Below are 18818 nucleotides of genomic sequence, written 5' to 3' on the forward strand. Positions count from 1 at the left end.
AGCGATCTTGGTAATAAAGAACTTGTAGAAATAACGATTTAATGTCAAATTTGAATGGATTTATTGCCATGCAGGTTAGTCATTTATCGTTCATAAGTACTTGTTTTAATCTGCTTTTATTTGTCTGAAACATCAAAAATAAGTTGCACAGGATCGATTTTGCGATTCATGTTTTTATGATGTTCGTTTCGTTCATCTTGAATCTCACCAAGCTGTTTATAAATGGTGTAGTAGCGATTAATATTAGCTACATACTGCACCGGTTCGCGACCGATATTGCGACGTGCCACAATTTCTACATTGTTAAACCAAACATTATGATCAAAACCTTGTCTTTGGGCTAACGCTCGCATTCTACGAATTTTAGCGGGACCTGCATTGTAAGACGCTAAACTAAAATACACTTTGTTGTTTTCATCTATGTCTGGGTCGGCAAAGTACCTATCGTGGATGAATCTTAGATATTTAGTACCGGCGTGAATATTGTTTTCAACAGGCTTAATATTTGGAATATTGATATACGGGTCTTTGGCTGTGGCAGGTAAGACTTGCATGATCCCAACAGCACCTCGGTGAGAGACTTTATTATTATCTAAACCCGACTCTTGAAATGCTTGCGCAGATAGCATCACCCAGTCAATGTCATACTCTTGTCCATAACGCTCAAATAATTTTGATAAGCTCTCTAGTTTGGCTATTTTCTTTGGATTTAATGCTCGAGTTAGCCAGCGAGTATCTTGTAGGTACTTACCGTAAATCACATTGCCTAATAAAGTGCCCCCTTTTGCTGTTTTAAGATAGTGATTCAGTGTTTGCTTTAACTTGGGGTTATTATGGCGTAACGCCCAGGCTATTTGAGCATTTTCACGCAATGGAAACGCCTCGTGAACTCGAATGTTTTTCATCACGTTCAACCACAACTGCGCTTTATGGCTATCAATGATAGTCGCGGGAATTAATCCTTGATTCACCATTTCCATCACTTCGATATCTTGTAAGTTCTCTTGGATAAAGTTGACTCTAAGTGGTGTGTACCCACTGTTGGATAACTGCTTATTGAGTTTTTGCACACTTTCAAAATAACTGGAGCTGGCTCTTATCCAGACTTCCATGCCACTGAATTGTTCAAGGGTCGTGATCTCTTTGATTTTTTTATTGGTGAGCATAAGCTCATTAATGTCAGTAAGAATGGGGGTACTGAAGTCTATGATTTTTTTACGGCGCTCAGTGATTGTGAGGTTAGCAACGGCAATATCACCATAGCCCTTATTTAAAGTATCAAACAGATCATCTCGAGAGACAGGAATAATTTTGACACGCATGTAAGGGTGCTTTTTTTTCAGGCTGACTTCAAAGTGGTGCAGTTGCTCTGCAATGATACCTTTAGGTCTACCACCTTCGACATAGTAGAAACCAAGATCTGCGGCAACCAAAGCGCGAACAACGCCTTTTTCTTTAATGACATCAAAATCGCCGGAATAGGCGGTTTTCTGTAATGGAGACAGCTCTAAAGCCTGAGTGGGTAATGACAGTAATAGTAGGGAAGAAAAGAGCCCCGTTATCAAGTTTTTCATACAACATTCCGTGTTGGTTTATGAAAAAGTGGCGAGCGCCACGGTGAGATGTTAAAAATTTAACATCTCACCCTTATATTTAACACTTAAAGTGGGTTTAGCTCAATTAATTTTTCAGTACGAGCTACAGCATCGTCTAATTTCAGCTCTTGATAGGCTGTTAGCTGTAAGCGTAAAGATTTACGAGCCGCTTCCGTATCGGGGTAGCTACGTTGAATTTCTTGGCAACGGTTAATGGCCGAAATCCAAGCTTTACGTCGAATATAAAAATCAGCGGTAGCGTAATCATATTCAGAAAGACGAGTCTTAAGAGCAATAAGGCGTTGCTGGGCATCTTCAGCATAAGCACTGTGTGGGTAGCGCTGTAATAAACGTTTGAAATCCGCAAACGCAAGTTTTACTGGTTCAGGATCGCGATCAGAACGGTCAATGTTAAAAATGTCATGCAGGAAATTTCTGTCTTGAGCCATGTGCGATAGGCCGCGCATATATAAAATCCAGTCAGATTTCTCATGAGTTGGGTTTAATCGAGTAAAACGCTCAATTGTAGCCAACGCCAATGGAAGCTCATCATTTTTATAATAGGCATAGACAAGATCTAATTGCACTTGCTCAGAGTACGGGCCAAATGGGTAACGGGAGTCTAAAGCTTCTAGCTTTTCAACAGCGGTACTCCAAGAGCCTTCTCTTAGTGACGTTTGTGCATCAGCATACAGTTGTGCTGGTGGAATATCGGGTACGATGTCATCGCTACTGCTGCAGCCAAAAAGCAACATAGCAGACAACAGGCCGACTAAAGTTTGATGTTTCATATTAAAACGAGAAGCCATGCTCAATTAAATTATTTCCTTGGTTGCCGTTACAATCGGCGAGTAAGCAGATACAATAACGGATAGAACGCTTATTTTTTCATATAAACAAGCATTAGTCCCACAGTTTTTTAAAAAGTTCGATATGGCCCAGCAGATAGAATTAAAAAGTACCGTAAAAGAGACTCAACTAGGTCAACGCCTAGACCAAGCCATCGCAGAATTGTTCGATGAGTTTTCCCGTTCTCGCATGAAAGAATGGTTACTTGCCGGAAAAGTCAGCGTTGATGGTGTCGTTGTTACCAAAGCTCGAGTAAAGGTAATGGGTGGTGAAGAGATCACCGTTCTAGCTGAGATCGAAGACGAGGAACGTTGGGAAGCTCAAGATATACCTTTAGATATCGTTTATGAAGACGAAGATCTATTGGTCATTAATAAACCTAGAGGCTTAGTTGTTCACCCAGGGGCTGGTACTCCTGATGGCACAATTTTGAATGCCTTATTACATCATTATCCGCAAATTGCGGAAGTACCTCGTGCGGGTATCGTGCATCGTCTTGATAAAGACACCACAGGCTTGATGGTGGTGGCGAAAAACGTACCTACGCAAACTCGCTTGGTTCGAACTTTGCAAAAGCGCCGTATTACTCGTGAATACGAAGCCATCGCGATTGGTAAAATGACGGCGGGTGGCATGGTTGAAAAATCAATTGGTCGCCACTCCACTAAACGTACTTTAATGGCAGTCAGTGAATTTGGTAAGCCGGCGGTAACACACTACCGAGTAGCCGAGCACTTCCGTGAACATACACGCATTAGACTGCGCCTTGAAACGGGACGTACTCACCAAATTCGTGTACACATGTCTTATTTGCAGCATCCACTACTTGGTGATATTGCTTATGGAGGACGTGCGCGTATTCCTAAAGGCGCATCGGAAGAGCTAACGGCGATGATTCGTAGCTTTGATCGTCAAGCACTGCATGCGGTCATGCTTAAATTTGTGCATCCATCAACGGGTGAGGAGATGAAATTCCATGCTCCAGTACCGGATGACATGATCGAAATAGCCGAAGCGTTACGTCAAGATATGAAACTTAATCATGAAGATGACTATTAATGAGCTATTTGCATCCTAATTGGCACCTTGCCCGCGGTATAAAAGCCATCACTTCCACCCGAGTGGGGGGCTTTTCTACTGGGGATTTTGCCAGCCTTAATTTAGGAATGCATGTGAATGATGATCCTCATGTCGTTCAACAAAACCGAGATCATTTAGCGCAGTTAAGCCAGATGCCAGCAGCGCCTGTGTGGATGAATCAAACTCATTCAACGAAAGTGGTTGAGTTGCATGAGCAAACCACGGAAATAATAGAAGCGGATGCCTTAGTGACCTCGGTACCGGGTGTGGTGTGTAGCGTAATGACTGCGGATTGTCTTCCGGTGTTATTTGCTAGTGCAGATGGCACTAAAGTTGCTAGTGCCCATGCTGGATGGCGAGGGTTAGTGGGTGGCATTTTAGAAAACACATTACAACATTTCAGTGGCCCTGTGAGTGCTTGGGTAGGTCCTGCCATTAGCTTGGCCGCTTTTGAAGTTGGCGATGAAGTTAAACAGCAGTTTGTGTCAGTAAATAGTGCTGACGCTATTGCTTTCCATCAGCATAAGCCTGGAAAATGGATGGCCGACTTACCTTTATTGGCAAAGTTAAGGCTACAAAGGGCAGGATGCGTTAATGTTGAACTCTCCGGTTTATGTACTTATACCGATACAGAACGTTTCTTTTCTTACCGTAGACACTCCTCAACAGGTCGTCAATCCAGCTTTATTTGGATTGAATAACCTCCTTTGTTCATCGTGAACACTTGAAATTGGCCTCGGATGCAACCATGTGATTACTAGATAATCATCAATGCTCTTAGGAGGCCAGCATGCGTTATGAACGGTTAACGGGTAAATTTCAAACAGCCCTTTCAGATGCTCAGTCTTTAGCTGTAGGTAAAGATCATCAATATATAGAACCTACGCACCTCTTATTATCTTTGCTGAATCAGCAAGGGGGGAGCGTAAGGCCATTATTAACTATGTTGCAAGTAGACATCGCTCAACTGCGCAGCCAACTATCAGACAAATTAGAACACTTTCCTAAAGTCAGTGGCATGAATGCTGACGTTCAAATAGCAAACGCGTTATCGAAACTGCTTAATCAGTGCGATAAACTTGCTCAAAAGCGTAACGACAGTTACATCTCTTCTGAATTGTTTTTGCAAGCGGCAATAAACGACGGTAGCCAATTAGGTCCAATGCTCAAGTCACAAGGTGTGACAGAGAAAAAAATCATCGAAGCCATTGAAAAGATCACTGGTGGGAAAAAGGTCGATGATCCTAATGCAGAAGAACAACGACAAGCCTTAGAGAAGTACACCATTGATCTTACTGCTCGTGCAGAGCAGGGTAAGCTCGATCCTGTCATAGGGCGTGACGATGAAATCCGCCGCACGATCCAAGTGTTGCAACGCAGAACAAAAAACAACCCTGTACTCATCGGCGAACCCGGAGTAGGTAAAACCGCAATCGTTGAGGGATTGGCACAACGCATAATTAATGACGAAGTGCCTGAAGGCTTAAAAGGTCGCCGTGTATTAGCGCTAGATATGGGAGCGTTGATTGCCGGTGCAAAATACCGTGGAGAATTCGAAGAGCGATTAAAATCGGTACTCAATGAATTGGCCCAAGAAGAAGGTAACGTCATCTTATTTATAGATGAAATGCACACTGTGGTAGGGGCAGGTAAAGGCGACGGCGCTATGGATGCCGGTAATATGCTAAAACCGGCCTTGGCCCGTGGAGAGCTTCACTGCGTTGGTGCCACCACACTAGATGAACATAGACAATATATAGAAAAAGATCCCGCATTAGAGCGTCGTTTTCAAAAAGTGCTGGTGGATGAACCCTCAGTGGAAGACACCATTGCTATCTTACGTGGCTTAAAAGAGAAGTATGAACTCCATCATCATGTAGACATTACTGATCCTGCCATTGTCGCAGCCGCCACTCTTTCTCATCGTTATGTATCCGACCGTCAACTTCCCGATAAAGCCATAGACTTAATTGATGAGGCCGCATCCTCTATACGTATGCAGATCGATTCAAAACCAGAAGCGATGGATAAACTGGATCGTAAAATTATTCAGTTAAAAATGGAGCAACAAGCGCTAAATAAAGAAGATGACGATGCCAGTCGTAAACGTGTGGCATTAATTAACGAAGAGCTAGCAGAAAAAGAGCGTCAGTACGCAGAGCTTGATGAAGTGTGGGTAGCGGAAAAAGCATCCCTATCGGGAACGCAGAATATCAAAGCGGAATTAGAACAAGCTCGTTTAGATATTGAATTTGCCCGACGCGCAGGGGATCTTAATCAGATGTCCGAGTTACAATATGGACGAATCCCTGAACTTGAGAAAAAACTGCAACTCGCCTCTGAAGCCGAACAGAAAGAACTGACATTATTGAAAAATAAAGTCGGGGATGCAGAAATTGCCGAAGTACTGTCAAAGCAAACTGGAATTCCGGTAGCGAAAATGCTTGAAGCTGAAAAATCCAAGCTATTGCGTATGGAACAAGATCTTCATCAAAAAGTCATAGGGCAAAATGAAGCCGTGGAAGCCGTTGCTGATGCAATACGACGTAGCCGCGCAGGTTTATCCGATCCAAATAAACCCATTGGTTCCTTCTTGTTTTTAGGTCCTACTGGGGTAGGTAAAACTGAGTTGTGCAAAACATTAGCCACTTTTCTATTTGATAGTGAAGATGCCATGGTGCGCATAGACATGTCTGAATTTATGGAGAAACACTCAGTTGCACGTTTGGTCGGTGCCCCTCCCGGTTATGTGGGTTATGAGGAAGGGGGGTATTTAACTGAGGCTGTGAGACGCAAACCTTATTCAGTCATATTGCTAGATGAAGTAGAAAAAGCACATCCAGACGTATTTAATATCCTTTTACAAGTATTGGATGACGGCCGGTTAACTGACGGACAAGGGCGAACTGTGGATTTTCGCAACACCGTACTTATCATGACGTCAAATCTTGGCTCTACACAAATACATGAAGGTTTTTCTGATGCCTCGTATGAGCAAATGAAACACAGAGTCATGGAGGTCGTGAAAAATCATTTCCGTCCAGAGTTCTTAAACCGTGTTGATGAGAGCGTGGTTTTCCATCCATTAGGGCAAGAACACATCCGTAATATTGCTGCCATTCAATTGCAGTCATTGATGCAGCGCTTAGAATCTCAAGAATACCAATTAACCATCAATGATGAAGCGTTAGATAAAATTGCAGAAATTGGCTTTGATCCTGTTTATGGAGCAAGACCACTAAAACGAGCCATACAACAATATATTGAAAATCCATTAGCGAAATCACTATTGTCTGGAGCATTTATACCTGGCTCTACAATAGAGTTACTTGTTGAAGGTGAAAATTTAGTCGCTAAACAAAACTAAATACAGGCTTTATTCCCCTTAGTCGCTGTTGAAAAAGTGACGAAACCGTTTGCTTTGTTTGAAAAGTAAACGGTTAGCGCTTTTTATTGAAAAAAAGTGCTTTTTAGGGGTTGTCAGGGGGCGTTTTATTCTTATAATGCGCCTCCGTTGTCACGATAAACATCGCAGACAACAAGCGGTTCTAAAAAGATGAAATGATTAATAAAAAAGTGGTTGACACTGGTAATTATCTCATTAGAATAGGCCGTCCGCTTGGAGAGGTAACCCTTGAAAAGCACGCTCTTTAACAATTTAAACCTATCAATCTGTGTGGGCACTCGTTGATGATAATCGAAAAGATTTATCAATGAACTGAGTGACCAATATCAAATTGGAAATCAGCCTTGAGCTGTTTTGTTTTACTTTTTTAAAAGTGAAAACCAATAAGAGCACAGTCAATTCATTATCGTTCTGTTGGAACGATAATAGCTTTAAAATTACTTCTTTATTTATAAAGAAAGAGTTTTGAAGTCAGTATTCATTGAGCCGTTCTTCGGAACACAAAAACTTTAATTGAAGAGTTTGATCATGGCTCAGATTGAACGCTGGCGGCAGGCCTAACACATGCAAGTCGAGCGGAAACGACAACATTGACCCTTCGGGTGATTTGTTGGGCGTCGAGCGGCGGACGGGTGAGTAATGCCTGGGAAATTGCCCTGATGTGGGGGATAACTATTGGAAACGATAGCTAATACCGCATAATGTCCCTGTTTTTCGAAATGGGAACCAAAGAGGGGGACCTTTTAGGCCTCTCGCTTCAGGATATGCCCAGGTGGGATTAGCTAGTTGGTGAGGTAATGGCTCACCAAGGCGACGATCCCTAGCTGGTCTGAGAGGATGATCAGCCACACTGGAACTGAGACACGGTCCAGACTCCTACGGGAGGCAGCAGTGGGGAATATTGCACAATGGGCGCAAGCCTGATGCAGCCATGCCGCGTGTATGAAGAAGGCCTTCGGGTTGTAAAGTACTTTCAGTCGTGAGGAAGGCATATAAGTTAATAGCTTATGTGTTTGACGTTAGCGACAGAAGAAGCACCGGCTAACTCCGTGCCAGCAGCCGCGGTAATACGGAGGGTGCGAGCGTTAATCGGAATTACTGGGCGTAAAGCGCATGCAGGTGGTTTGTTAAGTCAGATGTGAAAGCCCGGGGCTCAACCTCGGAACCGCATTTGAAACTGGCAGGCTAGAGTACTGTAGAGGGGGGTAGAATTTCAGGTGTAGCGGTGAAATGCGTAGAGATCTGAAGGAATACCAGTGGCGAAGGCGGCCCCCTGGACAGATACTGACACTCAGATGCGAAAGCGTGGGGAGCAAACAGGATTAGATACCCTGGTAGTCCACGCCGTAAACGATGTCTACTTGGAGGTTGTGGCCTTGAGCCGTGGCTTTCGGAGCTAACGCGTTAAGTAGACCGCCTGGGGAGTACGGTCGCAAGATTAAAACTCAAATGAATTGACGGGGGCCCGCACAAGCGGTGGAGCATGTGGTTTAATTCGATGCAACGCGAAGAACCTTACCTACTCTTGACATCCAGAGAACTTAGCAGAGATGCTTTGGTGCCTTCGGGAACTCTGAGACAGGTGCTGCATGGCTGTCGTCAGCTCGTGTTGTGAAATGTTGGGTTAAGTCCCGCAACGAGCGCAACCCTTATCCTTGTTTGCCAGCACGTAATGGTGGGAACTCCAGGGAGACTGCCGGTGATAAACCGGAGGAAGGTGGGGACGACGTCAAGTCATCATGGCCCTTACGAGTAGGGCTACACACGTGCTACAATGGCGCATACAGAGGGCGGCCAACCAGCGATGGTGAGCGAATCCCAAAAAGTGCGTCGTAGTCCGGATTGGAGTCTGCAACTCGACTCCATGAAGTCGGAATCGCTAGTAATCGTGAATCAGAATGTCACGGTGAATACGTTCCCGGGCCTTGTACACACCGCCCGTCACACCATGGGAGTGGGCTGCAAAAGAAGTGGGTAGTTTAACCTTTCGGGGAGGACGCTCACCACTTTGTGGTTCATGACTGGGGTGAAGTCGTAACAAGGTAGCCCTAGGGGAACCTGGGGCTGGATCACCTCCTTATACGATGATTGCTCACGATGAGTGTCCACACAGATTGATATGGTTTAGAAAGTAGAGAGATTTAGAAATGTCTCCCAAGACATTTCAACAGTTTGTTTTCACTTTTAAAGTGAAAGTAAATCTAGTGTCCCGTTCGTCTAGAGGCCTAGGACACCGCCCTTTCACGGCGGTAACAGGGGTTCGACTCCCCTACGGGATACCATTGGGTCGTTAGCTCAGCTGGTAGAGCAGTTGACTTTTAATCAATTGGTCGCAGGTTCGAATCCTGCACGACCCACCATTTTCTCCTTTAAAGAGAAAGTGAATCCCTTAGATGGGGCTATAGCTCAGCTGGGAGAGCGCCTGCCTTGCACGCAGGAGGTCTGCGGTTCGATCCCGCATAGCTCCACCATCTAAGAATGTTCATACCACTGAACAATAAAATGTGGGCGATTAGCTCAGTTGGGAGAGCACCTCCCTTACAAGGAGGGGGTCACTGGTTCGAGCCCAGTATCGCCCACCATTCTCTAAATATTTTTGGTTATAATTACCAAACCAGAACAAGAAATTGATGCTGGTTGGGTTTTCTGCCCTCTAAAGGGTTGCCTAAGAATCTTTAGAAAATGTTTTTTATAGCTATTTGCTACAAAAATCTCGCTCTTTAACAATTTGGAAAGCTGACGAATATTGTTTGATTAACAATATTCAAATTTAAAAGTTCTCAAATCCTAACAATTTATTGTTAGGTACCAACACACATTCAAGTGTTCTTGCCTTTTTATTTCCACTTTTTTTAAAAAAGTAGAACAAAAAAGGACATCTACTTTAAGTAGGTGTGTAATTTGAGTCCGGCAAAATCGATGTTTGCTTCTGCTTTTTAAAGCGGAAAAAAACAATAGTTATCTCGCTCATAATAAAGAGATAACACACCTTGGAAACGTCATACTACGCTGTAGCAAGCGTATTGCGTTAGCAAGACCCTTTGGGGTTGTATGGTTAAGTGACTAAGCGTACACGGTGGATGCCTTGGCAGTCAGAGGCGATGAAAGACGTAATAACTTGCGATAAGCCCAGATTAGGTAGTAATAACCATTTGAGTCTGGGATTTCTGAATGGGGAAACCCACCTGCATAAGCAGGTATCATTAACTGAATACATAGGTTAATGAGGCAAACCCGGGGAACTGAAACATCTAAGTACCCGGAGGAAGAGAAATCAACCGAGATTCCGAAAGTAGCGGCGAGCGAAATTGGATTAGCCCTTAAGCTTTTAATGATGCAGGTGAAGAGTCTGGAAAGTCTCGCAATAAAGGGTGATAGCCCCGTAGCCGACACATTGTTTTAAGTGAAATCGAGTAAGGCGGGACACGTGATATCCTGTTTGAACATGGGGGGACCATCCTCCAAGGCTAAATACTACTGACTGACCGATAGTGAACCAGTACCGTGAGGGAAAGGCGAAAAGAACCCCTGTGAGGGGAGTGAAATAGAACCTGAAACCGTGTACGTACAAGCAGTAGGAGCGCCTCGAAGCGTGACTGCGTACCTTTTGTATAATGGGTCAGCGACTTAATTTTAGTAGCAAGGTTAACCGAATAGGGGAGCCGTAGGGAAACCGAGTCTTAACTGGGCGTCGAGTTGCTAGGATTAGACCCGAAACCAGGTGATCTAGCCATGGGCAGGTTGAAGGTTGAGTAACATCAACTGGAGGACCGAACCGACTAATGTTGAAAAATTAGCGGATGACTTGTGGCTAGGGGTGAAAGGCCAATCAAACCTGGAGATAGCTGGTTCTCCCCGAAAGCTATTTAGGTAGCGCCTCGGACGAATACCAATGGGGGTAGAGCACTGTTAAGGCTAGGGGGTCATCCCGACTTACCAACCCTTTGCAAACTCCGAATACCATTGAGTACTATCCGGGAGACACACGGCGGGTGCTAACGTCCGTCGTGGAGAGGGAAACAACCCAGACCGCCAGCTAAGGTCCCAAAGTATAGCTAAGTGGGAAACGATGTGGGAAGGCTTAGACAGCCAGGATGTTGGCTTAGAAGCAGCCATCATTTAAAGAAAGCGTAATAGCTCACTGGTCGAGTCGGCCTGCGCGGAAGATGTAACGGGGCTAAGCTATACACCGAAGCTGCGGCTGCATACTTTGTATGCGGGGTAGGGGAGCGTTCTGTAAGCGGTTGAAGGTGGTCTGTAAGGGCTGCTGGACGTATCAGAAGTGCGAATGCTGACATGAGTAACGATAAAGGGAGTGAAAAACTCCCTCGCCGGAAGACCAAGGGTTCCTGTCCAACGTTAATCGGGGCAGGGTAAGTCGACCCCTAAGGCGAGGCCGAAAGGCGTAGTCGATGGGAAACGGGTTAATATTCCCGTACTTCTTATAATTGCGATGGGGGGACGGAGAAGGCTAGGTGGGCCTGGCGATGGTTGTCCAGGTTCAAGTAAGTAGGCGGGTGGTTTAGGTAAATCCGGACCACTGTTAACGCTGAGATACGATGTCGAGTCGCTACGTGCGATGAAGTCATTGATGCCATACTTCCAGGAAAAGCCTCTAAGCTTCAGATTATAAGGAATCGTACTCCAAACCGACACAGGTGGTCGGGTAGAGAATACCAAGGCGCTTGAGAGAACTCGGGTGAAGGAACTAGGCAAAATGGTACCGTAACTTCGGGAGAAGGTACGCTCTTGGCGGTGAAGTCCCTTGCGGATGGAGCTACTAGGAGTCGCAGATACCAGGTGGCTGCAACTGTTTATTAAAAACACAGCACTGTGCAAAATCGTAAGATGACGTATACGGTGTGACGCCTGCCCGGTGCCGGAAGGTTAATTGATGGGGTTAGACTTAGGTCGAAGCTCTTGATCGAAGCCCCGGTAAACGGCGGCCGTAACTATAACGGTCCTAAGGTAGCGAAATTCCTTGTCGGGTAAGTTCCGACCTGCACGAATGGCGTAATGATGGCCACGCTGTCTCCACCCGAGACTCAGTGAAATTGAAATCGCTGTGAAGATGCAGTGTACCCGCGGCTAGACGGAAAGACCCCGTGAACCTTTACTACAGCTTGGCACTGAACATTGACCCTACATGTGTAGGATAGGTGGGAGCCTTTGAAACCTCGTCGCTAGATGGGGTGGAGGCAATCTTGAAATACCACCCTTGTAGTGTTGATGTTCTAACTTAGACCCCTAATCGGGGTTGAGGACAGTGCCTGGTGGGTAGTTTGACTGGGGCGGTCTCCTCCCAAAGAGTAACGGAGGAGCACGAAGGTGGGCTAAACACGGTTGGACATCGTGTGGTTAGTGCAATGGCATAAGCCCGCTTGACTGCGAGAATGACAATTCGAGCAGGTGCGAAAGCAGGTCATAGTGATCCGGTGGTTCTGAATGGAAGGGCCATCGCTCAACGGATAAAAGGTACTCCGGGGATAACAGGCTGATACCGCCCAAGAGTTCATATCGACGGCGGTGTTTGGCACCTCGATGTCGGCTCATCACATCCTGGGGCTGAAGTCGGTCCCAAGGGTATGGCTGTTCGCCATTTAAAGTGGTACGCGAGCTGGGTTTAGAACGTCGTGAGACAGTTCGGTCCCTATCTGCCGTGGGCGTTGGAAGATTGAAGGGGGCTGCTCCTAGTACGAGAGGACCGGAGTGGACGAACCTCTGGTGTTCGGGTTGTCATGCCAATGGCATTGCCCGGTAGCTAAGTTCGGAATCGATAAGCGCTGAAAGCATCTAAGCGCGAAGCGAGCCCTGAGATGAGTCTTCCCTGGCACTTTAAGTGTCCTAAAGGGTTGTTCGAGACTAGAACGTTGATAGGCAGGGTGTGTAAGTGCTGCGAGGCATTGAGCTAACCTGTACTAATTGCCCGTGAGGCTTAACCATACAACACCCAAGGGGTTTTGATGGACTCAAAGAAAGAACAGATTGAATGTGTATATAGACTTTTAACTTTTGTTTTCATCTTTTTAGAAAAGATGAAGGTAAAAAACAGCTTTCCGAATTATTAATATCTGCGTTATGCGGGTATTACAAAATTTGCTTGGCGACCATAGCATTGTGGACCCACCTGATTCCATGCCGAACTCAGAAGTGAAACACAATAGCGCCGATGGTAGTGTGGGGCTTCCCCATGTGAGAGTAGGACATCGCCAGGCTTTAATTTAAAACTTATAGGCTTATAGCCTGTAAGTATGGACGCTCACTTAGTGAGTTGACCACTGCGGAGTGGTAGTTCAGTTGGTTAGAATACCGGCCTGTCACGCCGGGGGTCGCGGGTTCGAGTCCCGTCCACTCCGCCACTCATTAAAAAAAGCCTTAACAGCAATGTTAAGGCTTTTTTGCATTTATAGGTAAATAACTAGCAATGTCATGGTAGTTCAGTTGGTTAGCTATGCCTTGAAAGACGCGGCCTGTCACGCCGGGGGTCGCGGGTTCGAGTCCCGGTAACGAAGCCACTCATTAAAAAAAGCCTTAACAGCAATGTTAAGGCTTTTTTGCATTCATAGGTAAATAACTAGCAATGTCATGGTAGTTCAGTTGGTTAGCTATGCCTTGGCAAATCGAGAGTGAGTGTATTGGTAATCCCTTGTTGAGTCTGTAAAGCAGCGGCCTAAAGAGCCGTTTGATGAAGTGACAAGCCGATGTCAATTCGACTTGAGATGCGAGTTAATGGAGAGAGTGTCGTTGGTCCAAACCGTAAGCCGTGGCTTGAAGTTAAAGATAAACTCACACGTTAATAGAGTCTAAATAACTATAAGCATGGCTTTGCATCAAGCTGAGACTAAGCACTAAACCAAGTACTTAGCCTCTACAACCTATTGGGTCACACGTTTAATTCGAGAATGAATAAACAGTGCTAGCAGAATGATTGCACCGCCTATCACTAAGCGGGTCATGTCTACATCGCGGTTCCAGATGGTAACGTTGACGATGAGTCCGGCAGGGATTAAGGCGTTATTCATTATGGCAAGATAGCCGGGATCGACTTGGCTTGCGCCCCTGTTCCATAGGAAATAGCCTAGTCCTGATGCGCCAATCCCCAGCCACACTAATACGCCAATTTGTACTGGATCGGTTGGCAGTTCGGCTTTGCCCCATATTAGCCAAGCGATACTAACAACCACCAATGCGCCAATATAGAACCAACCAAAAATGTCTTTTTGTGGCATCTCTTCACGGCTTTCTTTGAAGTACTTGTAGGCGACTTGTCCAAAGGCAAAACAGAGGTTAGAGCACTGCACCACAAAGAAGCCGATCACGTAGTCTTCGGTTAGGTTATCAAAACGAATCACCAATGCGCCGAGTACCGCTACAAGGGCGCTTAAAAGGTATAGAGGGTTGAATTGCTTCTTTAATGCATCGTATATCAAGGTGACGTAAATCGGCGTGAATACGGTGAACACTAACACTTCGGGTACGGTGAGTAGCAAGAAAGATTGGTAGTAAAAAATGTACATTAGGCCAAGCTGTACACCGCCTATGCCCATCAATTGTAGTGCCTCTTTTTTCTTAACCGCTTTAAGGCGAATAAAAGGTAAAAATACGATAGCGGCTAACGCAATACGTATCCATACCGATACATAAGCATCTACATGTCCGGCGAGATAAACGCCAATTAAGCTAAATGATAACGACCAGATGATCGTGGTAACGATTAGATATATCAAAACTACCTCGTATAACGATAATGTAAATTTTCTTGTTTGCGCGGGCCGGTGATGGTCCAATTAAATTCAACTGCGTTGTCTCGCCATTGTACTGTGCCACTATAAAGATCGTCAGCGCAGACGTGGGCGGCATCGCTGACCCACTGCTGGGTTTCTGCATGGTAGCTGAGGATAAACAGTTCAATGGCATTGTTGCGACCAAAGCGGCTATGGAGCAGTTTTATTTGATGTTGATTTAAACGCTGCCAAATAAACTCATTTTGGGTATCGACGGTATAGCCATTTTGTTGAAGGGTAAATTGGCCTACTTCTTTAAAATAAAGTGTCTGCTGATCTTCAAGTTCACAAGTCACATCACCACTACCAGCTCCTGCCCAACCCATAACGGAATCGGCTCCCGGTTGCGATTGATAACGATAGTGATTCATTTTTTGCAGCTCTTGCCAAAGATCAAACATCTTTCTTACTCATAATTAAAATCAGTTGCTTACGTTCTATATCAGTATAAAAGATACAACACATCCATTGAGTTTGTTTTCGCTTCCCATAAATCGCTGCCCATAAAAAATCCGATAATCATGACTGAATATCGGATTTAAAGTAGGTCAACGATTAGGTCTAAGCAATACCTTGAATGATGACAAATTTCTCGAGCAGTTCGTCTTCACTTTCAATGTGCTGCGGATCAGTGATGATGCATTTTGTTATAGGGCAAACTGATTGACATGTTGGCTTGTCATAGTGTCCTTTACATTCAGTGCATAGGTTTGGATCTATTTCATAGATTGAATCGCCCATGCTAATTGCATTATTAGGACACTCTGGTTCGCACATATCGCAGTTAATACATGATTTTTGGATCAGTAGAGCCATCGATTATTTACCTGATGGGTTTCGAGTATCTTGACCTGAGCTTAGGTTACGCATGAGCAAACCAAACTCGAGATCCATATCTTCTGGTACAGGAATAAATACAAAGTGACCGTTGCCTTTTGCATCATCGATGCTTTCTGACTTACGATTCTCCATCACTTCAAGGTTGAATACTACGTTACCTTGTGGAGTCATTAACTCTAAGCTATCGCCCACCATGAATTTGTTTTTCACTTCAACTTCAACAAGCTCACCACGACGTTTGCCTGTGAACTCACCCACAAATTGTTGAGAGTCAGACACTGAGTAACCATAGTCGTAGTTTTGGTAGCTATCGTGAGTATGACGACGCAGGAAGCCTTCTGTATAACCACGGTGAGCAAGGCTCTCTAGAGTACCGAGTAGGTTTTCGTCAAAAGGTTTACCGGCTACGGCATCGTCAATGGCTTTTCTGTATACCTGAGCGGTACGGGCGCAATAATAGAAAGACTTAGTACGTCCTTCTATTTTTAACGAGTGGATGCCCATTTGAGTCAAACGCTCTACGTGTTGTACCGCACGCAAATCTTTTGAGTTCATGATGTAAGTACCATGCTCATCTTCAAAGGCTGCCATTTTTTCTTCTGGGCGATGAGACTCTGAAAGTAATACCACTTCGTCGGTGGGTTTGCCTAAGCCAAGAGTATTGTCTGGGCGGGCTTCTGCTTCTTGGATTTCAACTATCTGTCCAGCATCATCTTCTGTCGCTTTTTCAGCTTTATATTCCCAGCGGCAGGCATTAGTACAAGTCCCTTGGTTTGGATCACGCTTATTAATGTAGCCAGATAACAAACAACGGCCTGAGTAAGCCATGCACAAGGCACCGTGAACAAAAATTTCTAACTCGGTATCAGGGCAGTGCTGGCGAATTTCTTCAATTTCTTCAAGGGAAAGCTCACGGGAAAGAATCACGCGCTCTACACCTTGGGTAGACCAGAACTTAACCGTAGCCCAGTTAACCGCATTGGCTTGTACTGAAAGATGGATGGTTACGTCAGGAAAGGCTTCACGAACCATCATGATAAGACCTGGATCAGACATAATCAGTGCGTCTGGACCCATTTCTACCACAGGCTTAAGATCGCGAATAAAGGTTTTTAATTTAGAGTTGTGTGGTTGGATGTTGCAAACCACATACAGCTTCTTACCTTGTGCATGCGCTTCGTTGATGCCAATTTGCAGGTTTTCGTGGTTGAATTCATTATTACGAACACGAAGACTGTATCGAGGTTGGCCCGCATAAACGGCATCGGCACCGTATGCAAACGCATAACGCATGTTTTTTAGGCTACCGGCAGGAGAAAGTAATTCTGGTGTGAACATAGCTGTATACTCTATATCTGATTTCAAGTCAGTATCTCGCCACCTTGTAGCGAGATATAAGGAGGGCGAATTTTACGGGATCGTCGCAAAAATCGCCACTAAAAAGTATACATGTCACACATTGTAGTGACTTATTGAGGTTAATTTTTCTCTAAACCGCCTAATTCGGTATGTAAATTGCCAATTAAGGCCAGTAATTCGCTGCTCATAAGAGAAAAATCGGCATCAAAACGTGCTGCTTTATCTTCACGAGGGATGTCTTCGTTTTGATCTTTCACTTCTTCACCAAATTTAATCCGTTTTAAACTTGCGTCGTCAGCAAGGACGAATTCAACGCGATCTTGCCAATTAAGCGCCAGTTTAGTCACAAACTTATTGGCCTCAATGTGGTTAAGGATCTCTTCACTTTGTAAGTCCTGTTGCTTACAGCGAATGATACCACCATCCTCTAACGCAGATTTTAATTCAGCTTCCGCTAAGATTTCGAATCCGCTAGGTTGGCTATCTCCTTTAACCCACTCTGTTAGTGTCGTCTCAACCGGTTTTTCTGGTAGGGCTGGGACCACAGGCAAACTGCCAATCGTTTTGCGCAATAACGCTAATGCGTCTTCCGCTTTTTTAGCGCTAGATGCATCGACAACAATCACGCCATCTTCAATGGATACAAGCAAATAGGTCAGTTGGCTACGCGTAAAGGCTCTTGGCAATAAGTCGATAAGCACTTCATCTTTGATGGTATCGCGTTCTGTTTTCTTTAAACGGCGATTTTCTTGTGCTTCAAGCAGATCCACTTTATTGGATACCGCATCATTAATGACAGAGGCAGGGAGTAACTTCTCTTCTTTTTTTGCACATAGCAGAATACGGTTTTGTGCTACATGACTTAATAGTTGATCTTGACCTGGCATCGCATATGACCAGCCAAATTTTTGCTTGTCTTGACTGCCACAAGGTTTGAATTGAAATTCTTTGAGTTGTTCTTCAAGTGTTTCGATTTGAATCTCTACTTCACGGTTGAAGCGGTAGACGAGGCAATTTTTAAACCACATGTCGTGTCTCTGTTTTGCTATGGGAAAAGTTTATAATAAGGAAGGTTTGTCCCAGTGCCTAATACAAAATTCATGTTAAAGCATGAATTTATTATGATCTTTTGTTTTCAACGGACACAAAAGTGTCATAATTTATCGGGATAATGTGCGCAGTGAACAAATTACAGAGGTTGTTAGAAAGATGTCTAGAAGAATCCTAGTGGTAGAGGATGAAGCGCCAATTCGTGAAATGCTTTGTTTTGTTTTAGAGCAAAAGGGCTACGAGACAACAGAAGCAGAAGATTACGACACGGCGATCAGTATGCTAAAAGAACCCTTCCCAGATCTTATTCTTTTAGATTGGATGCTACCTGGTGGCACAGGCATCAATTTCATCAAGCATTTAAAACGTGATGAAATGACACGTAGCATTCCAGTGGTAATGTTAACTGCGCGTGGAGAAGAGGAAGATAAAGTGAAAGGGCTTGAAGTGGGCGCTGATGACTACATCACTAAACCCTTTTCACCAAAGGAACTCGTCGCTCGCCTTAAAGCGGTTATTCGCCGTGCATCGCCGACTTCAACTGAAGATGCCATTGATGTAAAAGGGCTCAAGTTAGACCCAGTTTCTCATCGTGTAACCGCGCATGAACAGCCCCTTGATATGGGGCCAACAGAGTTTAAAATGCTGCACTTTTTCATGACTCACCAAGAGCGTGTGTATAGCCGCGAGCAATTATTAAATCATGTTTGGGGCACCAATGTGTACGTGGAAGACAGAACAGTAGATGTGCATATTCGTCGTTTACGCAAAGCACTAGAGGCCTCTGAGCATCATAAATTGGTTCAAACTGTACGTGGTGCAGGTTACCGTTTCTCGACTAAAGCCTAACCTAGT

Annotated in this window: 11 protein-coding genes, 5 tRNA genes and 3 rRNA genes; 12 read left to right on the forward strand and 7 right to left on the reverse strand. The window is 44.7% G+C overall.

The window, feature by feature from the left end:
- Positions 1-116: 116 nt before the first annotated feature.
- Both OCU56_RS02315 and bamD read right to left on the reverse strand, forming a co-directional pair.
- The gene (locus OCU56_RS02315; protein ID WP_261873976.1) at positions 117-1574 is read right to left on the reverse strand and encodes an MltF family protein; all 1458 of its coding nucleotides are present in this window, start codon (positions 1572-1574) and stop codon (positions 117-119) included.
- A gap of 86 nt (positions 1575-1660) precedes the next feature.
- Entirely contained in the window at positions 1661-2386 is a 726-nt protein-coding gene (gene bamD, locus OCU56_RS02320; protein ID WP_261873977.1) for an outer membrane protein assembly factor BamD, read from the reverse strand.
- A gap of 142 nt (positions 2387-2528) precedes the next feature.
- Here bamD and rluD point away from each other — a divergent pair, with 142 nt between their 5' ends.
- The 11 genes from rluD (at position 2529) to OCU56_RS02375 (ending at position 13289) form a co-directional block, all read left to right on the forward strand.
- Entirely contained in the window at positions 2529-3503 is a 975-nt protein-coding gene (rluD, locus tag OCU56_RS02325; RefSeq protein WP_261873978.1) for a 23S rRNA pseudouridine(1911/1915/1917) synthase RluD, read from the forward strand.
- Positions 3503-4225 carry a peptidoglycan editing factor PgeF gene (gene pgeF / locus OCU56_RS02330; protein ID WP_261873979.1) on the forward strand — a complete coding sequence of 241 codons (723 nt, stop codon included), beginning with the start codon at positions 3503-3505 and terminating at the stop codon, positions 4223-4225. Before rluD ends, pgeF begins: the two co-directional genes overlap by 1 nt.
- An 89-nt stretch (positions 4226-4314) precedes the next feature.
- Positions 4315-6891, forward strand: coding sequence for an ATP-dependent chaperone ClpB (clpB, locus tag OCU56_RS02335; RefSeq protein ID WP_261873980.1), 2577 nt, complete (start codon positions 4315-4317; stop codon positions 6889-6891).
- A 549-nt stretch (positions 6892-7440) separates the two neighbouring features.
- Positions 7441-9010 (forward strand): 16S ribosomal RNA (locus OCU56_RS02340).
- A gap of 126 nt (positions 9011-9136) precedes the next feature.
- A tRNA-Glu gene (locus OCU56_RS02345) sits at positions 9137-9212 on the forward strand.
- A 2-nt stretch (positions 9213-9214) separates the two neighbouring features.
- Positions 9215-9290, forward strand: a tRNA-Lys gene (locus OCU56_RS02350).
- Between the two features lie 35 nt (positions 9291-9325).
- Positions 9326-9401 (forward strand) — tRNA-Ala (locus tag OCU56_RS02355).
- Between the two features lie 35 nt (positions 9402-9436).
- Positions 9437-9512, forward strand: a tRNA-Val gene (locus OCU56_RS02360).
- A gap of 471 nt (positions 9513-9983) precedes the next feature.
- A 23S ribosomal RNA gene (locus tag OCU56_RS02365) occupies positions 9984-12873 on the forward strand.
- Positions 12874-13029: 156 nt separating this feature from the next.
- Positions 13030-13145 (forward strand): 5S ribosomal RNA (gene rrf, locus OCU56_RS02370).
- The 16S, 23S and 5S rRNA genes sit together here with 5 tRNA genes alongside, the layout of an rRNA operon.
- Before the next feature lie 67 nt (positions 13146-13212).
- Positions 13213-13289: transfer RNA gene (locus tag OCU56_RS02375), tRNA-Asp, on the forward strand.
- A 516-nt stretch (positions 13290-13805) separates the two neighbouring features.
- Here OCU56_RS02375 and OCU56_RS02380 read toward each other — a convergent pair.
- The 5 genes from OCU56_RS02380 to rdgC form a co-directional block, all read right to left on the reverse strand.
- Complete coding sequence (locus tag OCU56_RS02380) at positions 13806-14657, reverse strand: DMT family transporter (protein ID WP_261873981.1); 852 nt, start codon at positions 14655-14657, stop codon at positions 13806-13808.
- A 2-nt stretch (positions 14658-14659) separates the two neighbouring features.
- Complete coding sequence (locus tag OCU56_RS02385; RefSeq protein WP_261873982.1) at positions 14660-15115, reverse strand: DUF6314 family protein; 456 nt, start codon at positions 15113-15115, stop codon at positions 14660-14662.
- A 160-nt stretch (positions 15116-15275) separates the two neighbouring features.
- On the reverse strand, positions 15276-15530 hold the full coding sequence (locus OCU56_RS02390) for a YfhL family 4Fe-4S dicluster ferredoxin (protein WP_261873983.1): 255 nt from the start codon (positions 15528-15530) through the stop codon (positions 15276-15278).
- Between the two features lie 3 nt (positions 15531-15533).
- Positions 15534-16892, reverse strand: coding sequence for a prephenate-dependent tRNA uridine(34) hydroxylase TrhP (gene trhP, locus OCU56_RS02395; protein WP_261873984.1), 1359 nt, complete (start codon positions 16890-16892; stop codon positions 15534-15536).
- 140 nt (positions 16893-17032) lie between these two features.
- The gene (gene rdgC / locus OCU56_RS02400) at positions 17033-17941 is read right to left on the reverse strand and encodes a recombination-associated protein RdgC (protein WP_261873985.1); all 909 of its coding nucleotides are present in this window, start codon (positions 17939-17941) and stop codon (positions 17033-17035) included.
- Positions 17942-18122: 181 nt separating this feature from the next.
- Here rdgC and phoB point away from each other — a divergent pair, with 181 nt between their 5' ends.
- Positions 18123-18812, forward strand: coding sequence for a phosphate regulon transcriptional regulator PhoB (gene phoB / locus OCU56_RS02405; RefSeq protein ID WP_261873986.1), 690 nt, complete (start codon positions 18123-18125; stop codon positions 18810-18812).
- Positions 18813-18818: the final 6 nt, after the last annotated feature.

It is taken from the genome of Vibrio rarus, from assembly GCF_024347075.1.
Classification (GTDB): Bacteria; Pseudomonadota; Gammaproteobacteria; order Enterobacterales; family Vibrionaceae; genus Vibrio; species Vibrio rarus.

Bases quoted from the DNA above. Each gene is read 5' to 3' on its own strand.
- trhP (WP_261873984.1), bottom strand. From the start codon at position 16,892: ATGTTCACACCAGAATTACTTTCTCCTGCCGGTAGCCTAAAAAACATG.
- OCU56_RS02385 (WP_261873982.1), bottom strand. From the start codon at position 15,115: ATGTTTGATCTTTGGCAAGAGCTGCAAAAAATGAATCACTATCGTTAT.
- phoB (WP_261873986.1), top strand. From the start codon at position 18,123: ATGTCTAGAAGAATCCTAGTGGTAGAGGATGAAGCGCCAATTCGTGAA.
- pgeF (WP_261873979.1), top strand. From the start codon at position 3,503: ATGAGCTATTTGCATCCTAATTGGCACCTTGCCCGCGGTATAAAAGCC.
- bamD (WP_261873977.1), bottom strand. From the start codon at position 2,386: ATGAAACATCAAACTTTAGTCGGCCTGTTGTCTGCTATGTTGCTTTTT.
- OCU56_RS02390 (WP_261873983.1), bottom strand. From the start codon at position 15,530: ATGGCTCTACTGATCCAAAAATCATGTATTAACTGCGATATGTGCGAA.
- OCU56_RS02315 (WP_261873976.1), bottom strand. From the start codon at position 1,574: ATGAAAAACTTGATAACGGGGCTCTTTTCTTCCCTACTATTACTGTCA.
- rdgC (WP_261873985.1), bottom strand. From the start codon at position 17,941: ATGTGGTTTAAAAATTGCCTCGTCTACCGCTTCAACCGTGAAGTAGAG.
- rluD (WP_261873978.1), top strand. From the start codon at position 2,529: ATGGCCCAGCAGATAGAATTAAAAAGTACCGTAAAAGAGACTCAACTA.
- clpB (WP_261873980.1), top strand. From the start codon at position 4,315: ATGCGTTATGAACGGTTAACGGGTAAATTTCAAACAGCCCTTTCAGAT.